Origin of the sequence: Pseudomonas sp. REP124, assembly GCF_020164475.1 — a bacterium.
Taxonomy (GTDB): domain Bacteria; phylum Pseudomonadota; class Gammaproteobacteria; order Pseudomonadales; family Pseudomonadaceae; genus Aquipseudomonas.
On the sequence record NZ_JAIQWX010000165.1, the window covers coordinates 1 to 12,802 of the forward strand.

At 61.6% G+C, this 12,802-nt stretch carries 11 protein-coding genes; 5 read left to right on the top strand and 6 right to left on the bottom strand.

Annotation, left to right across the window (positions count from 1 at the left end; translation table 11 throughout):
- Window positions 1-45: 45 nt before the first annotated feature.
- Both K9857_RS26280 and ybaK read right to left on the bottom strand, forming a co-directional pair.
- Window positions 46-828: a PhzF family phenazine biosynthesis protein gene (locus tag K9857_RS26280; RefSeq protein ID WP_224540830.1), complete on the bottom strand. Its 783-nt coding sequence runs from the start codon at window positions 826-828 to the stop codon at window positions 46-48.
- Window positions 829-919: 91 nt separating this feature from the next.
- The gene (ybaK, locus tag K9857_RS26285; RefSeq protein ID WP_175377865.1) at window positions 920-1,390 is read right to left on the bottom strand and encodes a Cys-tRNA(Pro) deacylase; all 471 of its coding nucleotides are present in this window, start codon (window positions 1,388-1,390) and stop codon (window positions 920-922) included.
- 280 nt (window positions 1,391-1,670) lie between these two features.
- Here ybaK and glpK point away from each other — a divergent pair, with 280 nt between their 5' ends.
- From glpK to glpD, 3 genes are all read left to right on the top strand, one after another.
- Entirely contained in the window at window positions 1,671-3,176 is a 1,506-nt protein-coding gene (gene glpK / locus K9857_RS26290; protein ID WP_224540832.1) for a glycerol kinase GlpK, read from the top strand.
- Window positions 3,177-3,262: 86 nt separating this feature from the next.
- A complete protein-coding gene (locus tag K9857_RS26295) occupies window positions 3,263-4,018 on the top strand; it encodes a DeoR/GlpR family transcriptional regulator (protein WP_224540834.1) in 756 nt (251 codons plus the stop codon).
- 288 nt (window positions 4,019-4,306) lie between these two features.
- Entirely contained in the window at window positions 4,307-5,845 is a 1,539-nt protein-coding gene (gene glpD, locus K9857_RS26300) for a glycerol-3-phosphate dehydrogenase (RefSeq protein ID WP_224540836.1), read from the top strand.
- A 215-nt stretch (window positions 5,846-6,060) separates the two neighbouring features.
- Here glpD and K9857_RS26305 read toward each other — a convergent pair whose 3' ends face one another.
- From K9857_RS26305 to K9857_RS26315, 3 genes are all read right to left on the bottom strand, one after another.
- The gene (locus K9857_RS26305) at window positions 6,061-7,167 is read right to left on the bottom strand and encodes an NADH:flavin oxidoreductase/NADH oxidase (RefSeq protein WP_224540838.1); all 1,107 of its coding nucleotides are present in this window, start codon (window positions 7,165-7,167) and stop codon (window positions 6,061-6,063) included.
- Window positions 7,168-7,459: 292 nt separating this feature from the next.
- On the bottom strand, window positions 7,460-9,169 hold the full coding sequence (gene recJ / locus K9857_RS26310; protein ID WP_224540840.1) for a single-stranded-DNA-specific exonuclease RecJ: 1,710 nt from the start codon (window positions 9,167-9,169) through the stop codon (window positions 7,460-7,462).
- 66 nt (window positions 9,170-9,235) lie between these two features.
- On the bottom strand, window positions 9,236-9,778 hold the full coding sequence (locus K9857_RS26315) for a YaeQ family protein (protein WP_224540842.1): 543 nt from the start codon (window positions 9,776-9,778) through the stop codon (window positions 9,236-9,238).
- Window positions 9,779-9,926: 148 nt separating this feature from the next.
- On the opposite strand from K9857_RS26315, the gene K9857_RS26320 reads away from it, so the two are divergent.
- A complete protein-coding gene (locus tag K9857_RS26320; protein ID WP_224540844.1) occupies window positions 9,927-11,126 on the top strand; it encodes a CaiB/BaiF CoA transferase family protein in 1,200 nt (399 codons plus the stop codon).
- 10 nt (window positions 11,127-11,136) lie between these two features.
- Window positions 11,137-12,060, top strand: coding sequence for a TIGR02285 family protein (locus K9857_RS26325; RefSeq protein ID WP_411961615.1), 924 nt, complete (start codon window positions 11,137-11,139; stop codon window positions 12,058-12,060).
- 170 nt (window positions 12,061-12,230) lie between these two features.
- On the opposite strand, the gene K9857_RS26330 is transcribed toward K9857_RS26325, so the two are convergent.
- Window positions 12,231-12,518 (bottom strand): DUF3509 domain-containing protein, encoded by a 288-nt coding sequence (locus K9857_RS26330; protein ID WP_224540848.1) that lies wholly within the window; start codon window positions 12,516-12,518, stop codon window positions 12,231-12,233.
- Window positions 12,519-12,802 lie beyond the last annotated feature (284 nt).

The window sequence follows — 12,802 nt, forward strand, 5'->3', positions numbered from 1 at the left end:
TGACTGACACGACGCCTTCGCGGGCAAGCCTCGCTCCTACAGGTTTCAGGCGATCATCAGTTTGCCACTGGCCACCAACGTCGCATTCCCGCCAATCTTCACCCGATCCCCTTCCAGCCGGCAGAACAGCTCCCCGCCCCGCTTCGAACACTGGTAGGCCGTGAGGCTCGACTTGCCCAGGCGTCTGGACCAATACGGAATCAGGCTGCAATGGGTCGAACCGGTCACCGGGTCTTCGTTGATGCCAATCGCCGGCGCAAAATAGCGCGAGACGAAATCATGCTTACTGCCCCGGGCGGTCACGATCGCGCCCAGCCACGGCAATTTCGCCAGCGCCACCATGTCCGGCTTGCAGTCGAGCACGGCCTGCTCCGACTCCAGCACCACGAACAATTCATTCGAGCCCAGCACGTCGACGATCTCCGTGCCAATCGCCCGCTCGACCTCCTGGGTCACGCCCAGCTCCGACGGAACGATCGCCGGGAAGTCCAGCCAGAGCCGGCTGCCGTCGCGGGCGACACTCAAGGGACCGGACTTGCAGGTGAAGTCCAGGCGCTCCACCGGTTCCTTGTAGATTTCGAACAGCACGTAGGCGCTGGCCAGGGTCGCGTGACCGCACAGCGGCACTTCGGTGGTCGGGGTGAACCAGCGGATGTGCCAGCCCAGTCCTTCACGCACCACGAAAGCGGTTTCCGCCAGGTTGTGCTCGGCGGCAATTTTCTGCATCAACTCGTCGGCGAGCCAGGCGTCCAGCCGATAGACCATCGCCGGGTTACCGCTGAAGGCACGATCACTGAACGCGTCGACCTGATGAAACTCAAGCTGCATAACATTCTCCCTTTGTCAGGCTACCGAGCATGAAGTCGTTGTCTGAAACCCACCAGTGACAGAGCTGGCTTTTTTGCACCATACAGCGCCGTCAGGCGCGACCGATGTCGGCGAACTTCGCCTGGGTATGTTCGGCCAGCACTGCCGGGGCCAGCTCGACCTCCAGGCCGCGTCGGCCGGCGCTGACGAAAATGCTCGCGAAGGGCTGGGCGGAATTGTCGATGAAGGTGCGCAGGCGCTTTTTCTGCCCCAGGGGACTGATCCCGCCCAGCAGATAACCGGTCGAGCGCTGCGCGGCGGCCGGGTCGGCCATTTCAACCTTCTTCACCCCTGCGGCATGAGCCAGGGCCTTGAGATCCAGCGTGCCGCCCACCGGCACCACGGCCACCAGCAGCTCGTTCTTTTCACTGGCCGCCAGCAGGGTCTTGAACACCTGCGCCGGGTCCAGCCCAAGCTTTTCCGCAGCTTCCAGCCCATAGGACGCGGCCTTGGGATCATGCTCGTAACTGTGCACACGGTGTTCGGCGCGAGCCTTTTTCAGCAAATCCAACGCGGGTGTCATGACAGCTCCAGACGGGTGGGCAGTAGAAAAACACTGCGGCGGATTCTAGGACATTGATTCGTAAAACGCTTCACACCGTTTACTGTGGGAGCGAGCCTGCTGGCGATGGACGACAACGATGACGCGAGCTGTCTGGATGAACGCGTTGCCCAGACACTCATCGCGAGCAGGGTCGCTCCCACAAGGATCGTTCGCTTTCGACCTTTGACAGTCCGATAGCCTGTCTATATTTTTTCGTTTATGAACCCTGGCTTTTCCTTTTCCGTCCAAGGCAATCGACATGACCGACACACAGAACAAGAACTACATCATTGCCCTCGACCAGGGGACCACCAGTTCCCGGGCGATCATTTTCGATCGCGATGCGAATGTGGTCTGCACTGCCCAACGCGAATTCGCCCAGCATTACCCACAAGCCGGCTGGGTCGAGCATGACCCGATGGAAATCTTCGCCACCCAGAGCGCGGTGATGGTCGAGGCGCTTGCACAAGCTGGACTGCATCACGATCAGGTCGCGGCGATCGGCATCACCAACCAGCGCGAAACCACCGTGGTCTGGGACAAGAACACCGGCCGGCCGATCTACAACGCCGTCGTCTGGCAGTGCCGTCGCAGCACCGAGATCTGCCAGCAGCTCAAGCGCGACGGTCACGAGCAATACATCAGCGAAACCACCGGCCTGGTCACCGACCCGTATTTCTCCGGGACCAAACTCAAGTGGATCCTCGACCACGTCGAAGGCAGCCGTGAACGCGCGCGCAACGGCGAGCTGCTGTTCGGCACCGTCGACAGCTGGCTGATCTGGAAATTCACCGGCGGCAAGGTCCACGTCACCGACTACACCAACGCCTCGCGCACCATGCTCTTCAACATCCACACCCTGGAGTGGGATGCGAAGATGCTGGAGCTGCTGGATATCCCCAAGGAGCTGCTGCCGGAGGTGAAAGCCTCCTCGGAAATCTACGGGCGCACCAAGAGCGGCATCGCCATTGGCGGTATCGCCGGCGACCAGCAGGCCGCGCTGTTCGGCCAGATGTGCGTCGAGGCCGGTCAGGCGAAAAACACCTACGGCACCGGTTGCTTCCTGCTGATGAACACCGGCGCCAAGGCGGTGAAATCCAGCCACGGCATGCTCACCACCATCGCCTGCGGCCCTCGCGGCGAAGTGGCCTATGCGCTGGAAGGCGCGGTGTTCAACGGCGGCTCCACCGTGCAGTGGCTGCGCGACGAACTGAAAATCATCAATGACGCCCTCGATACCGAGTACTTCGCCAGCAAGGTCAAGGACAGCAACGGCGTGTACCTGGTCCCGGCCTTCACCGGTCTTGGCGCGCCCTATTGGGACCCCTACGCCCGTGGCGCGCTGTTCGGCCTGACCCGCGGCGTGCGCGTGGATCACATCATCCGCGCGACCCTGGAATCCATCGCCTACCAGACCCGCGACGTGCTCGACGCCATGCAGCAGGACGCCGGCGAACGCCTCAAGGCCCTGCGGGTGGACGGCGGAGCGGTAGCGAACAACTTCCTCATGCAGTTCCAGGCCGACATTCTCGGCACCCAGGTCGAACGGCCGAAGATGCGCGAGACCACGGCCTTGGGCGCGGCCTATCTGGCGGGCCTGGCCTGCGGTTTCTGGGGCAGCCTGGAAGAACTGCGCGGCAAGGCGGTGATCGAGCGTAGGTTCGAGCCGACCCTGGACGAAGCCGAGAAAGAAAAACTCTACGCCGGCTGGAAAAAAGCGGTCAGCCGCACCCGCGACTGGGAGCCGCAGGAAGGCGCCGAATAAGCCATTCGGGCCTTGATGAAACTGGCAGGGAGTCCATTCGTGCGGCATCATGGGCAAATTTTGCACGGCAGCCCAAAGGACGCCCCATGAATCTGCCTCCCCGCCAGCAGCAAATCCTCGAACTGGTCCGCGAGCGCGGCTATGTCAGCATCGAGGAAATGGCCACGCTGTTCGTTGTCACTCCGCAGACCATCCGCCGCGATATCAATCAACTGGCGGAAGCCAATCTGCTGCGTCGCTACCACGGCGGCGCGGCTTACGACTCCAGTGTCGAGAACACCGCCTACGCCATGCGCGCCGATCAGATGCGCGACGAAAAGCAGCGTATCGCCGAAGCCATCGCCGCGCAGATTCCCGATCACGCCTCGCTGTTCATCAACATCGGCACCACCACCGAATCCATCGCCCGCGCCCTGCTCAATCACAGTCATCTGAAGATCATCACCAACAACCTGCACGTGGCCTCGATGCTCAGTGCCAAGGACGATTTCGACGTGCTGCTGACCGGTGGCAACGTGCGCCGCGACGGTGGCGTGGTCGGTCAGGCCAGTGTCGATTTCATCAATCAGTTCAAAGTCGACTTCGCCCTCGTCGGCATCAGCGGCATCGACGAAGACGGCAGCCTGCTGGACTTCGATTACCAGGAAGTGCGGGTCTCCCAGGCGATCATCGCCAACGCTCGCCAGGTGATCCTCGCCGCCGACTCCAGCAAGTTCGGGCGCAACGCCATGATTCGCCTGGGGCCGATCAGCCTGGTTGATTGCCTGGTCACCGATCAGTCACCCACCCCTGCACTGACCCAACTACTGAACCAGCACAAGGTTCGCCTCGAAGTCGTCTGACACCCCGCCCCCTCCTGTAGGAGCCGAGCTTGCTCGCGATGCCAGTCCAGACACCGCGGGCATTCTGACAGCCCGCGTTATCGTTGACGTCCATCGCGAGCAAGCTCGGCTCCTACAGGGAACGTGGGAGCATTTCTTTTCGATAATTTTCCTTTAACCGCCTTTCGATGAGTTTTTTCAATCGAATGCGACTGGCTGTGCGCATATTTATCGGCTAACATTTTCGCAAATGAACATTTATTGTTCGGTTTCCAATACCGAACATCAAAGAAATCCGAGGCTTAGCCGATGCCCACCTCTACCTTGCCCGTGCCCCCTCTTGCCGAGATCTACGATATCGCCGTCATCGGTGGCGGGATCAATGGCGTGGGGATCGCAGCCGATGCCGCCGGTCGCGGTCTTTCGGTGTTCCTTTGCGAAAAGGATGACCTGGCCAGCCACACCTCTTCGGCCAGCAGCAAGCTGATCCATGGCGGCCTGCGCTATCTCGAACATTACGAATTCCGCCTGGTGCGCGAAGCCCTGGCCGAGCGCGAAGTGCTGCTGGCCAAGGCGCCGCACATCGTCAAGCAGATGCGCTTCGTGCTGCCCCATCGCCCGCACCTGCGCCCAGCCTGGATGATCCGCGCCGGCCTGTTTCTGTACGACAACCTGGGCAAGCGCGAACAGCTGCTGGGTTCGAAAAGCCTGAAGTTCGGCGCGGACAGCGCGCTGAAAAGCGAAATCACCAAGGGTTTCGAATACTCCGACTGCTGGGTCGACGATGCCCGTCTGGTGGTGTTGAACGCCATGGCCGCCCGGGAAAAAGGTGCGCACATTCACACCCAGACCCGTTGTGTCAGCGCCCGTCGCACCAAGGGCCTGTGGCATCTGCACCTGGAACGTGCCGACGGCAGCCTGTTTTCGATCCATTCCAAGGCGCTGGTGAATGCCGCCGGCCCTTGGGTGGCGAAATTCATTCGTGACGATCTGAAGATGGAATCGCCCTACGGCATCCGCTTGATCCAGGGCAGCCACCTGATCGTGCCGAAACTGTACGAAGGCGAGCACGCGCATATTCTGCAGAACGAAGATCAGCGCATCGTCTTCACCATTCCATACCTGAATCACTTCACCCTGATCGGCACCACCGACCGCGAATACACCGGCGATCCGGCGGCCGTGGCGATCACCGAAGGCGAGACCGATTACCTGCTCAACGTGGTCAACGCCCACTTCAAGAAGCAGATCGGCCGCGACGACATCCTGCACAGCTATTCCGGCGTACGCCCGCTGTGCAACGACGAGTCCGACAACCCGTCGGCCGTCACCCGCGACTACACCCTGGCTTTGTCGGGCAGCGGTGAGGAAGCGCCGCTGCTGTCGGTGTTCGGCGGCAAGCTGACCACCTATCGCAAGCTGGCCGAATCGGCGCTGGCGCAACTGGCGCCCTACTTCGAACACATCAAGCCGAGCTGGACCACCAATGCACCTCTGCCGGGCGGCGAAGGCATGACCACCCCGCAGGCGCTGAGCTCGCAGCTGCGTGACAAGTACGACTGGCTCCCGACCGATATTTCCCGGCGCTGGGCCACCACCTACGGCAGCCGCACCTGGCGCATGCTCGAAGGCGTGCAGAACCTCGGCGACATGGGCGAACACATCGGCGGCGGCCTCTATACCCGCGAAGTCGATTACCTGTGCAGCGAAGAGTGGGCCACCACCGCCCATGACATTCTCTGGCGGCGCAGCAAGCTCGGCCTGTTCACCACAGCGGCGGAGCAGGACACGCTCAAGGATTACCTGAACAAGGTCGAACAGAACCGCAGCAAGATCGAAGCGGCCTGATTGCTCTTACAGAAAGCCAGTCAACGCGTACCTGTGGTGAGGAGGCTTGCCCTAATGCCATTCAGTTAAGCCGAACACGTACCTGTGGCGAGGGGGTTTACTCCCGTTGGGCTGCGGAGCGGCCCCAAAAAAGATGGGACTGCTGCGCAGTCCAACGGGGGCAAGCCCCCTCGCCACAGTGACCGTGTTGCCTGTTCGATCTGTTAATCGCTCGATCAATCTCGCAGATCCGACTCATGGATGGGCTGGTCACGGTGGGTCGCCCGTTGGTATTGCGCCGGCCACACCGCCTTGCGCCCACCCAGATCATCGTCCGCATGCAGCGGCCAGTACGGATCGCGCAGCAGCTCGCGGGCGAGGAAGATGATGTCCGCCTGACAGGTGCGCAGAATGTGCTCGGCCTGCGCAGGTTCAGTGATCATGCCCACGGTGCCGGTGGCGATCCCCGATTCCTTGCGCACCCGTTCGGCGAAACGGGTCTGGTAGCCCGGTCCGGTGGGGATTTCCGCGTTGACCGCGGTTCCGCCCGACGACACATCGATCAGGTCCACCCCCAGCGCTTTCAGGCGGCGCGCCAGTTCGACCGTTTCATCAGGGTTCCAGCCGTCCTCCACCCAATCGGTGGCCGAAACCCGCACAAACAGCGGCAACTCCTGTGGCCATACCGCGCGCACCGCTTCGGTGACCTGCAAGACCAGACGGATGCGGTTTTCGAATGAACCGCCGTACTGGTCGCGCCGCTGATTGCTCAGAGGCGAGAGGAACTGGTGCAGCAGATAACCATGGGCCGCGTGCACTTCCACCACCTTGAAACCGGCGATCAGCGCGCGTTTGGCCGCGTCGACGAAGGCCTGGATGAGGTCGGCGATCTCGCTTTCTTCCAGCTGTTTGGGTTTGGTGTGTTCCGGATCGAAAGCGATCGGTGACGGGCCGACCGGCAGCCAGCCGCCGTCAGCGGGTTTCACGCTGCCATGGGTGCCGAGCCAGGGTCGGTAGGTGCTGGCCTTGCGCCCCGCATGGGCCAGCTGGATGCCGGCGACACCGCCTTGAGCGGCGATGAAGCGAGTAATGCGTTGCAAGGGTTCGATCTGCTCATCGTTCCACAGACCGAGATCCTGCGCGGTGATGCGCCCGTCGGCGGTGATCGCCGTGGCTTCGGTAAAGACCAGTCCCGCGCCGCCGATGGCGCGACTGCCGAGGTGAACCAGATGCCAGTCATTGGCCAGGCCATCGACACTGGAATACTGGCACATCGGCGATACCGCGATGCGGTTGAGCAGGGTCAGTTGGCGAAGGGTGAAGGGTTCAAGCAGCAGACTCATGGGGCACCTCTCAAATCAGTGGTCAGGCTCCAGGGTTCTGTTTGAAAAGTCGACGAGTGACAGGAAAAAGGCGAAGCACCCGCCCCCGCGGGCAAAAAATTGGACAAGACGTCACAAGGATAATCAAGCAGTGCTTAGAGCCTAGTCGACATCAACGGATAGCGCCCCCTGTCCTCTGTAGGAGCCGAGCTTGCTCGCGATGGTAGCCCAGACACCGCGAGCCTTCTGACAGCCAGCGTTATCGTTGACGCCCATCGCGAGCAAGCTCGGCTCCTACAGGGGGAGGAGCGAATTAACGGGGTTCGATGTGGGCAATCATCAGCTGAACGGTCTCGTTGCCGCGGAACTCGTTGACGTCGAGTTTGTAGGCCAGTTCCACCCACTTGATGGTCGGGTTCGGCCAGACCTCGCGGTCGATGCCGAAGGCGATGCCGTCGAGCTTCACCGAGCCGCATTCGCTGCGCAGCACCACCTTGAGGTGCCGTTCGCCGACCACCCGCTGCTCCACCAACTGGAAAACCCCGTGAAACAGCGGCTCCGGGAAGTGCTGACCCCAGGGCCCTGCATGGCGCAGCGCGCGGGCCAGCTCCAGGTGAAATTCCTCGACCGCCAGGGTGCCATCCGACAACAGGCGCCCGGTCAGGTCTTCTTCGCGCAATTGCCGACGCACTTCGGCATCGAATGCCTCGGCGAACAGCGGGAAATTGGCTTCAGGCAAGGTCAGACCGGCGGCCATGGCGTGGCCACCGTACTTGGTGATCAGGTTCGGATGCTGCGCGGCCACCACACTCAGGGCATCACGGATATGAAAGCCCTGCACCGAACGCCCCGAGCCCTTGAGCAAGCCGTCGCCGGCATCGGCAAACGCGATGGTCGGGCGGAAATAACGCTCTTTCATGCGCGAGGCGAGAATACCGATCACCCCCTGGTGCCATTCGGGATCGAACAGACACAGGCCGAACGGCATGGACTCCACCGGCAGATCCTTGAGCTGCGCCATGGCTTCGCGCTGCATGCCCTGCTCGATGGATTTGCGGTCCTGGTTCATGCCGTCCAACTGGGCTGCCATTTCCCGCGCCAGGCCAGCGTCTTCGGTGAGCAGGCATTCGATGCCCAGGCTCATGTCATCCAGACGCCCCGCCGCGTTCAGGCGCGGGCCGACGATGAAGCCGAGATCGGTGGAGGTAATGCGTGCGTGGTCACGCTTGGCCACTTCGAGGATCGCCTTGATCCCCGGCCGTGCGCGTCCGGCGCGAATCCGCTCCAAACCTTGATGCACCAGAATCCGGTTGTTGGCATCCAGCGGCACCACGTCGGCGACGCTGCCCAGGGCCACCAGATCGAGCAATTCGCCGATGTTCGGCTGCGGCCGGGTCTCGTACCAGCCCAAACTGCGCAGCCGCGCACGCAAGGCCATCAGCACATAGAAAATCACCCCGACACCCGCCAGTGCCTTGCTCGGGAACTCGCAACCCGGCTGGTTCGGATTGACGATGGCATCGGCCAGCGGCAACTCATCGCCGGGCAAGTGGTGGTCGGTGACCAGCACGTTGAGCCCGGCCTTCTTCGCCGCCGCCACGCCTTCGACGCTGGAAATGCCGTTGTCCACGGTGATCAGCAACTGTGGTTGACGCTCCAGAGCCACCGCGACGATTTCCGGAGTCAGGCCGTAGCCATAATCGAAGCGGTTTGGCACCAGGTAATCGACATGGGCCGCACCGAGCAGGCGCAGGCCCAGGGTGCCGACCGTGCTGGCGGTCGCGCCGTCGGCGTCGAAGTCGCCGACGATCAGGATGCGCTGGCGCTGCTCCAGTGCCACCACCAGCAAATCCACCGCCGCCTCGATGCCCTTGAGCTGCTGGAACGGAATCAACCGCGCCAGGCTCTTGTCCAATTCGGCTTCGGACTGCACGCCCCGTGCCGCATAGAGGCGGGCCAGCAGAGGCGGGATATCACCGAGGAACGGCAGGGTGTCGGGCAGCAGGCGGGGTTCGATACGCATGGGGTGACAGGTGCTTCTCTCAAGTACAGGGGATGAAACAAGGTGATGCGTGGAGCAAGCGAGCGATCAACCGCGCTCGCCGGCCAGCCACTGCAACTGGACTTCGTGCTGACCACGGTCGTCGGTGACGAATATCGTCCCTTCGCTGATCATCACGTCCCACTTGATAACGCGCGGCATATCCTTGGCGAGGGTTTCCAGCACTTCCTGCGGTACGGCAGCAATGTGCACGTTCTTCAGGCTCTTCGCTGCCGGCACCACTTTGCCTTCCCAGACGCGCAGGCTGCCGTAGGCCAGCAGGCTGGTGCGTTCGGTGCGACGCGAACACCAGGTCAGGCGCTCGGCATCGGGCTGGCCGACTTCGATCCAGTGCAGCACGCGATCATCCAGGCTTTTTTCCCACAGGGCCGGTTCATCCACTTCCGACAGACCACGGCCAAACGACAGCTGCTCGTTGTACCAGAGGGCGTAGGCCAGCAGACGCACGGTCATGCGCTCTTCGGTTTCCGAAGGGTGACGGGCGATGGTCTGCTTCACGTTCTCGTAGACGTTGCGGTCGAGGTCGGTGAGGTTCAGTTCAAACTTGTAGGTCGTGGACGGCTGGGCCATGAACGGGCTTCTTGAGACGGGGAAAGGCGGCAAGTCTAACCGATGCGACGGGCAATCATCGAGTTGATGGCGATCTACCGTGAGCGCCTGACAGTCGGCTATGTTAAAAGTCTCTATTCGCTCAGCCCTTTGTCCTACAGGATTTTGTATGCCGTTCACCGCCAAACCGCTTTCGGGCCTCAAAGTCATCGAACTGGGCACACTGATTGCCGGCCCGTTCGCCTCGCGTATCTGCGCGGAATTCGGTGCCGACGTGGTCAAGATCGAATCCCCGGACGGCGGCGATCCACTGCGCAAATGGCGCAAGCTGTATGAAGGCACCTCGCTGTGGTGGTTCGTGCAGGCGCGCAACAAGAAATCCCTCACCCTGAACCTTAAACACCCCGACGGTCTGGCGATTCTGAAAAAGCTGCTGAGCGAAGCGGACATCCTGATCGAGAACTTCCGTCCCGGCGTGCTGGAAAAGCTCGGCCTGGGCTGGGAAACCCTGCATGCCCTGAACCCGAAACTGGTGATGGTACGGCTTTCGGGTTTCGGCCAGACCGGCCCGATGAAAGATCAGCCAGGCTTCGGCGCCGTCGGCGAATCCATGGGCGGCCTGCGCTACATCACCGGCTTCGAGGACCGCCCGCCGGTGCGCACCGGGATTTCCATCGGCGATTCGATTGCCGCGCTTTGGGGCGTAATCGGCGCGCTCATGGCGCTGCGTCACCGCGAGGTCAACGGCGGCCAGGGCCAGGTGGTGGACGTGGCGCTGTATGAAGCGATCTTCGCCATGATGGAAAGCATGGTTCCGGAGTTCGACGTGTTCGGCTTCATCCGCGAGCGCACCGGCAACATCATGCCGGGCATCACACCCTCCTCGATCCACACCAGCGCCGATGGCAAGCACGTGCAGATCGGCGCCAATGGCGATGCGATCTTCAAGCGCTTCATGCTGATCATCGGCCGCGAAGACCTGGCCAATGACCCGACCCTGGCCAGCAACGATGGCCGGGACAGTCGTCGCGACGAGCTCTACGGGATCATCGATCGCTGGGTCAACTCGTTGCCGCTGGATACGGTGCTCGAACACCTGAACCAGGCCGAGGTGCCCGCCAGCCGGATCTTCAGCGCCGAAGACATGTTCAACGATCCGCAGTACCTGGCACGGGAAATGTTCCTGCAAGCCAGGCTGCCGGATGGCAAAGACTTCAAGATGCCGGGAATCGTGCCGAAACTCTCGGAGACTCCCGGAGATTGTGAATGGGTCGGACCGCAGTTAGGTGAGCACAACACACAGGTACTCCAGGAACTTGGCTATGACGCGTCGCAGATCACACAACTGCGCAAGGACGGGGCCATCTGAGCTCGGGCGCTTGATTGCGCGCGTCATTCAGCATGGCCTGTGGCCGGGCGTACGGGCCATTTGTGCATTGCCGGGTGCATGGCTGAGTGTGCTGCTGATCTGTGTGTTCATGTCTTCGGCCATGGCGCAACCCAAGCCGACCCTGGTGTGGCTCAAGCGTGATTTGCCGCCGTTGTTCATTTTCGAAGGACCGAAAAACGGCCTCGGCATCATCGACCAGTTGTTGACCCAACTGATCGACGACCTGCCGCAATACCGGCACAGCGTCATGCGGGTCAATCGCGCGCGGGGCCTGCAAATGCTCCACGAACCCTCCCTGACCTGCGATGCAGCACTGAACTGGAGCAAGGAACGGGAAAGCTGGATCGCCTTTTCCATCCCGGTGTTTCGTGCCATGAGCAATGGCCTGGCGATTCGGCGCGTCGATCGTGATCTGTTGCTGCCTTTCATCAAGGACGGCGAAGTGGATCTGGCGGCCCTGCTGGCCACCGGCAGCCTGACCCTCGGCATCGTCGCCGAGCGCAACTATGGCGAGTTTCTGGACACGCTAATCAAGCAGGCGCCACCCAAGACCCTGACCCTTCACTACGGCAACGAAGCCCTGGGCAGCCTTCTGCAGATGCAACGTCTGGGGCGCCTGCAACTGCTGCTGGGCTATCGCCCGGAAATCCGCTATCAGGCTCAGCAGCGAGGCATTGCCGAGGATGACTTGCAGTTCTACCCGATTCGCGGCACGGGCAAATACCTGTCCGGCTACATCGGCTGCACCGACACCCCGGAAGGCCGGCAGGTCATCTCGGAGATCAATCAACTGCTGCGCACCCTGCCCCGGGATCAGTTGAGCGAGGCCTACGCCGCCTGGCTCGACCCGGAAAGTCGCGGAGAGTACCTGGAAGCATCCCGGAAATTTTTCGAGGAGCAAGCGCGCCAGTGACAAACGCCGGGCAAAAAGAAACCCCGAGAAGTGGGGAGACGACTCGGGGTTAAACAAGGTCTACATAAAGACCCGTAGCAGCAAGCTACAAGCACCGGAGCACAATGCTTGATCCTGCTGTTATAGGGTCTGACTGACCTGAGTGCAGGAAGTTTCGTGAAAATGACAATTCAATTTCGGCTGGCCATCAACTTGTCCTGGGCCGCATTGCGCATCGCCGCGATCATGCAGGGTTCCAGACGCCCTTCGGCAATCAGCACGTCGCGATGCAGACCATCGACCACATCGGTCAGCGAACGCTTGTCGGTCAATTGGTACTGACTGAATTGACGCTCGACCACCTTGATACCGCTCGCATTCATCAACGTGACCCGGCATTCGCCATGAAGGCCTGACGGGGTCACTGTCACCTGGTACGGGCTCAGAGCCTCACCGAGCAAGAGACTGATACTTTCCATCTCGATCACCACTCAATAGTCCGAAAACGAAGTGCCTGGGGCGTGTCTGTAATAACTGACCGCTGGCACGAGAAGAAAGTTCGGGATGCAGAGCGCGGGCCTGCGTGCGTCTCTGTCTATGGAGCATGCATGGCGAAGATGACAGGGAAAAAACAGCGGGGATGACGTTTGTCGGGTGAACCTGTGGGAGCGGGCCAGTGAATTAAGAGATCAAACAGGCGATGAGGTCATTGTGGCGAGGGGGCTTGCCCCCGCTGGGCTGCGCAGCGGCCCCAAAAGATGGG

What these genes read in the sequence shown, in the direction of transcription:
- K9857_RS26280 (WP_224540830.1), bottom strand. Translation starts at nt 828, where the DNA reads ATGCAGCTTGAGTTTCATCAGGTCGACGCGTTCAGTGATCGTGCCTTC.
- glpD (WP_224540836.1), top strand. Translation starts at nt 4,307, where the DNA reads ATGCCCACCTCTACCTTGCCCGTGCCCCCTCTTGCCGAGATCTACGAT.
- K9857_RS26330 (WP_224540848.1), bottom strand. Translation starts at nt 12,518, where the DNA reads ATGGAAAGTATCAGTCTCTTGCTCGGTGAGGCTCTGAGCCCGTACCAG.
- glpK (WP_224540832.1), top strand. Translation starts at nt 1,671, where the DNA reads ATGACCGACACACAGAACAAGAACTACATCATTGCCCTCGACCAGGGG.
- K9857_RS26295 (WP_224540834.1), top strand. Translation starts at nt 3,263, where the DNA reads ATGAATCTGCCTCCCCGCCAGCAGCAAATCCTCGAACTGGTCCGCGAG.
- K9857_RS26320 (WP_224540844.1), top strand. Translation starts at nt 9,927, where the DNA reads ATGCCGTTCACCGCCAAACCGCTTTCGGGCCTCAAAGTCATCGAACTG.
- ybaK (WP_175377865.1), bottom strand. Translation starts at nt 1,390, where the DNA reads ATGACACCCGCGTTGGATTTGCTGAAAAAGGCTCGCGCCGAACACCGT.
- recJ (WP_224540840.1), bottom strand. Translation starts at nt 9,169, where the DNA reads ATGCGTATCGAACCCCGCCTGCTGCCCGACACCCTGCCGTTCCTCGGT.
- K9857_RS26315 (WP_224540842.1), bottom strand. Translation starts at nt 9,778, where the DNA reads ATGGCCCAGCCGTCCACGACCTACAAGTTTGAACTGAACCTCACCGAC.
- K9857_RS26305 (WP_224540838.1), bottom strand. Translation starts at nt 7,167, where the DNA reads ATGAGTCTGCTGCTTGAACCCTTCACCCTTCGCCAACTGACCCTGCTC.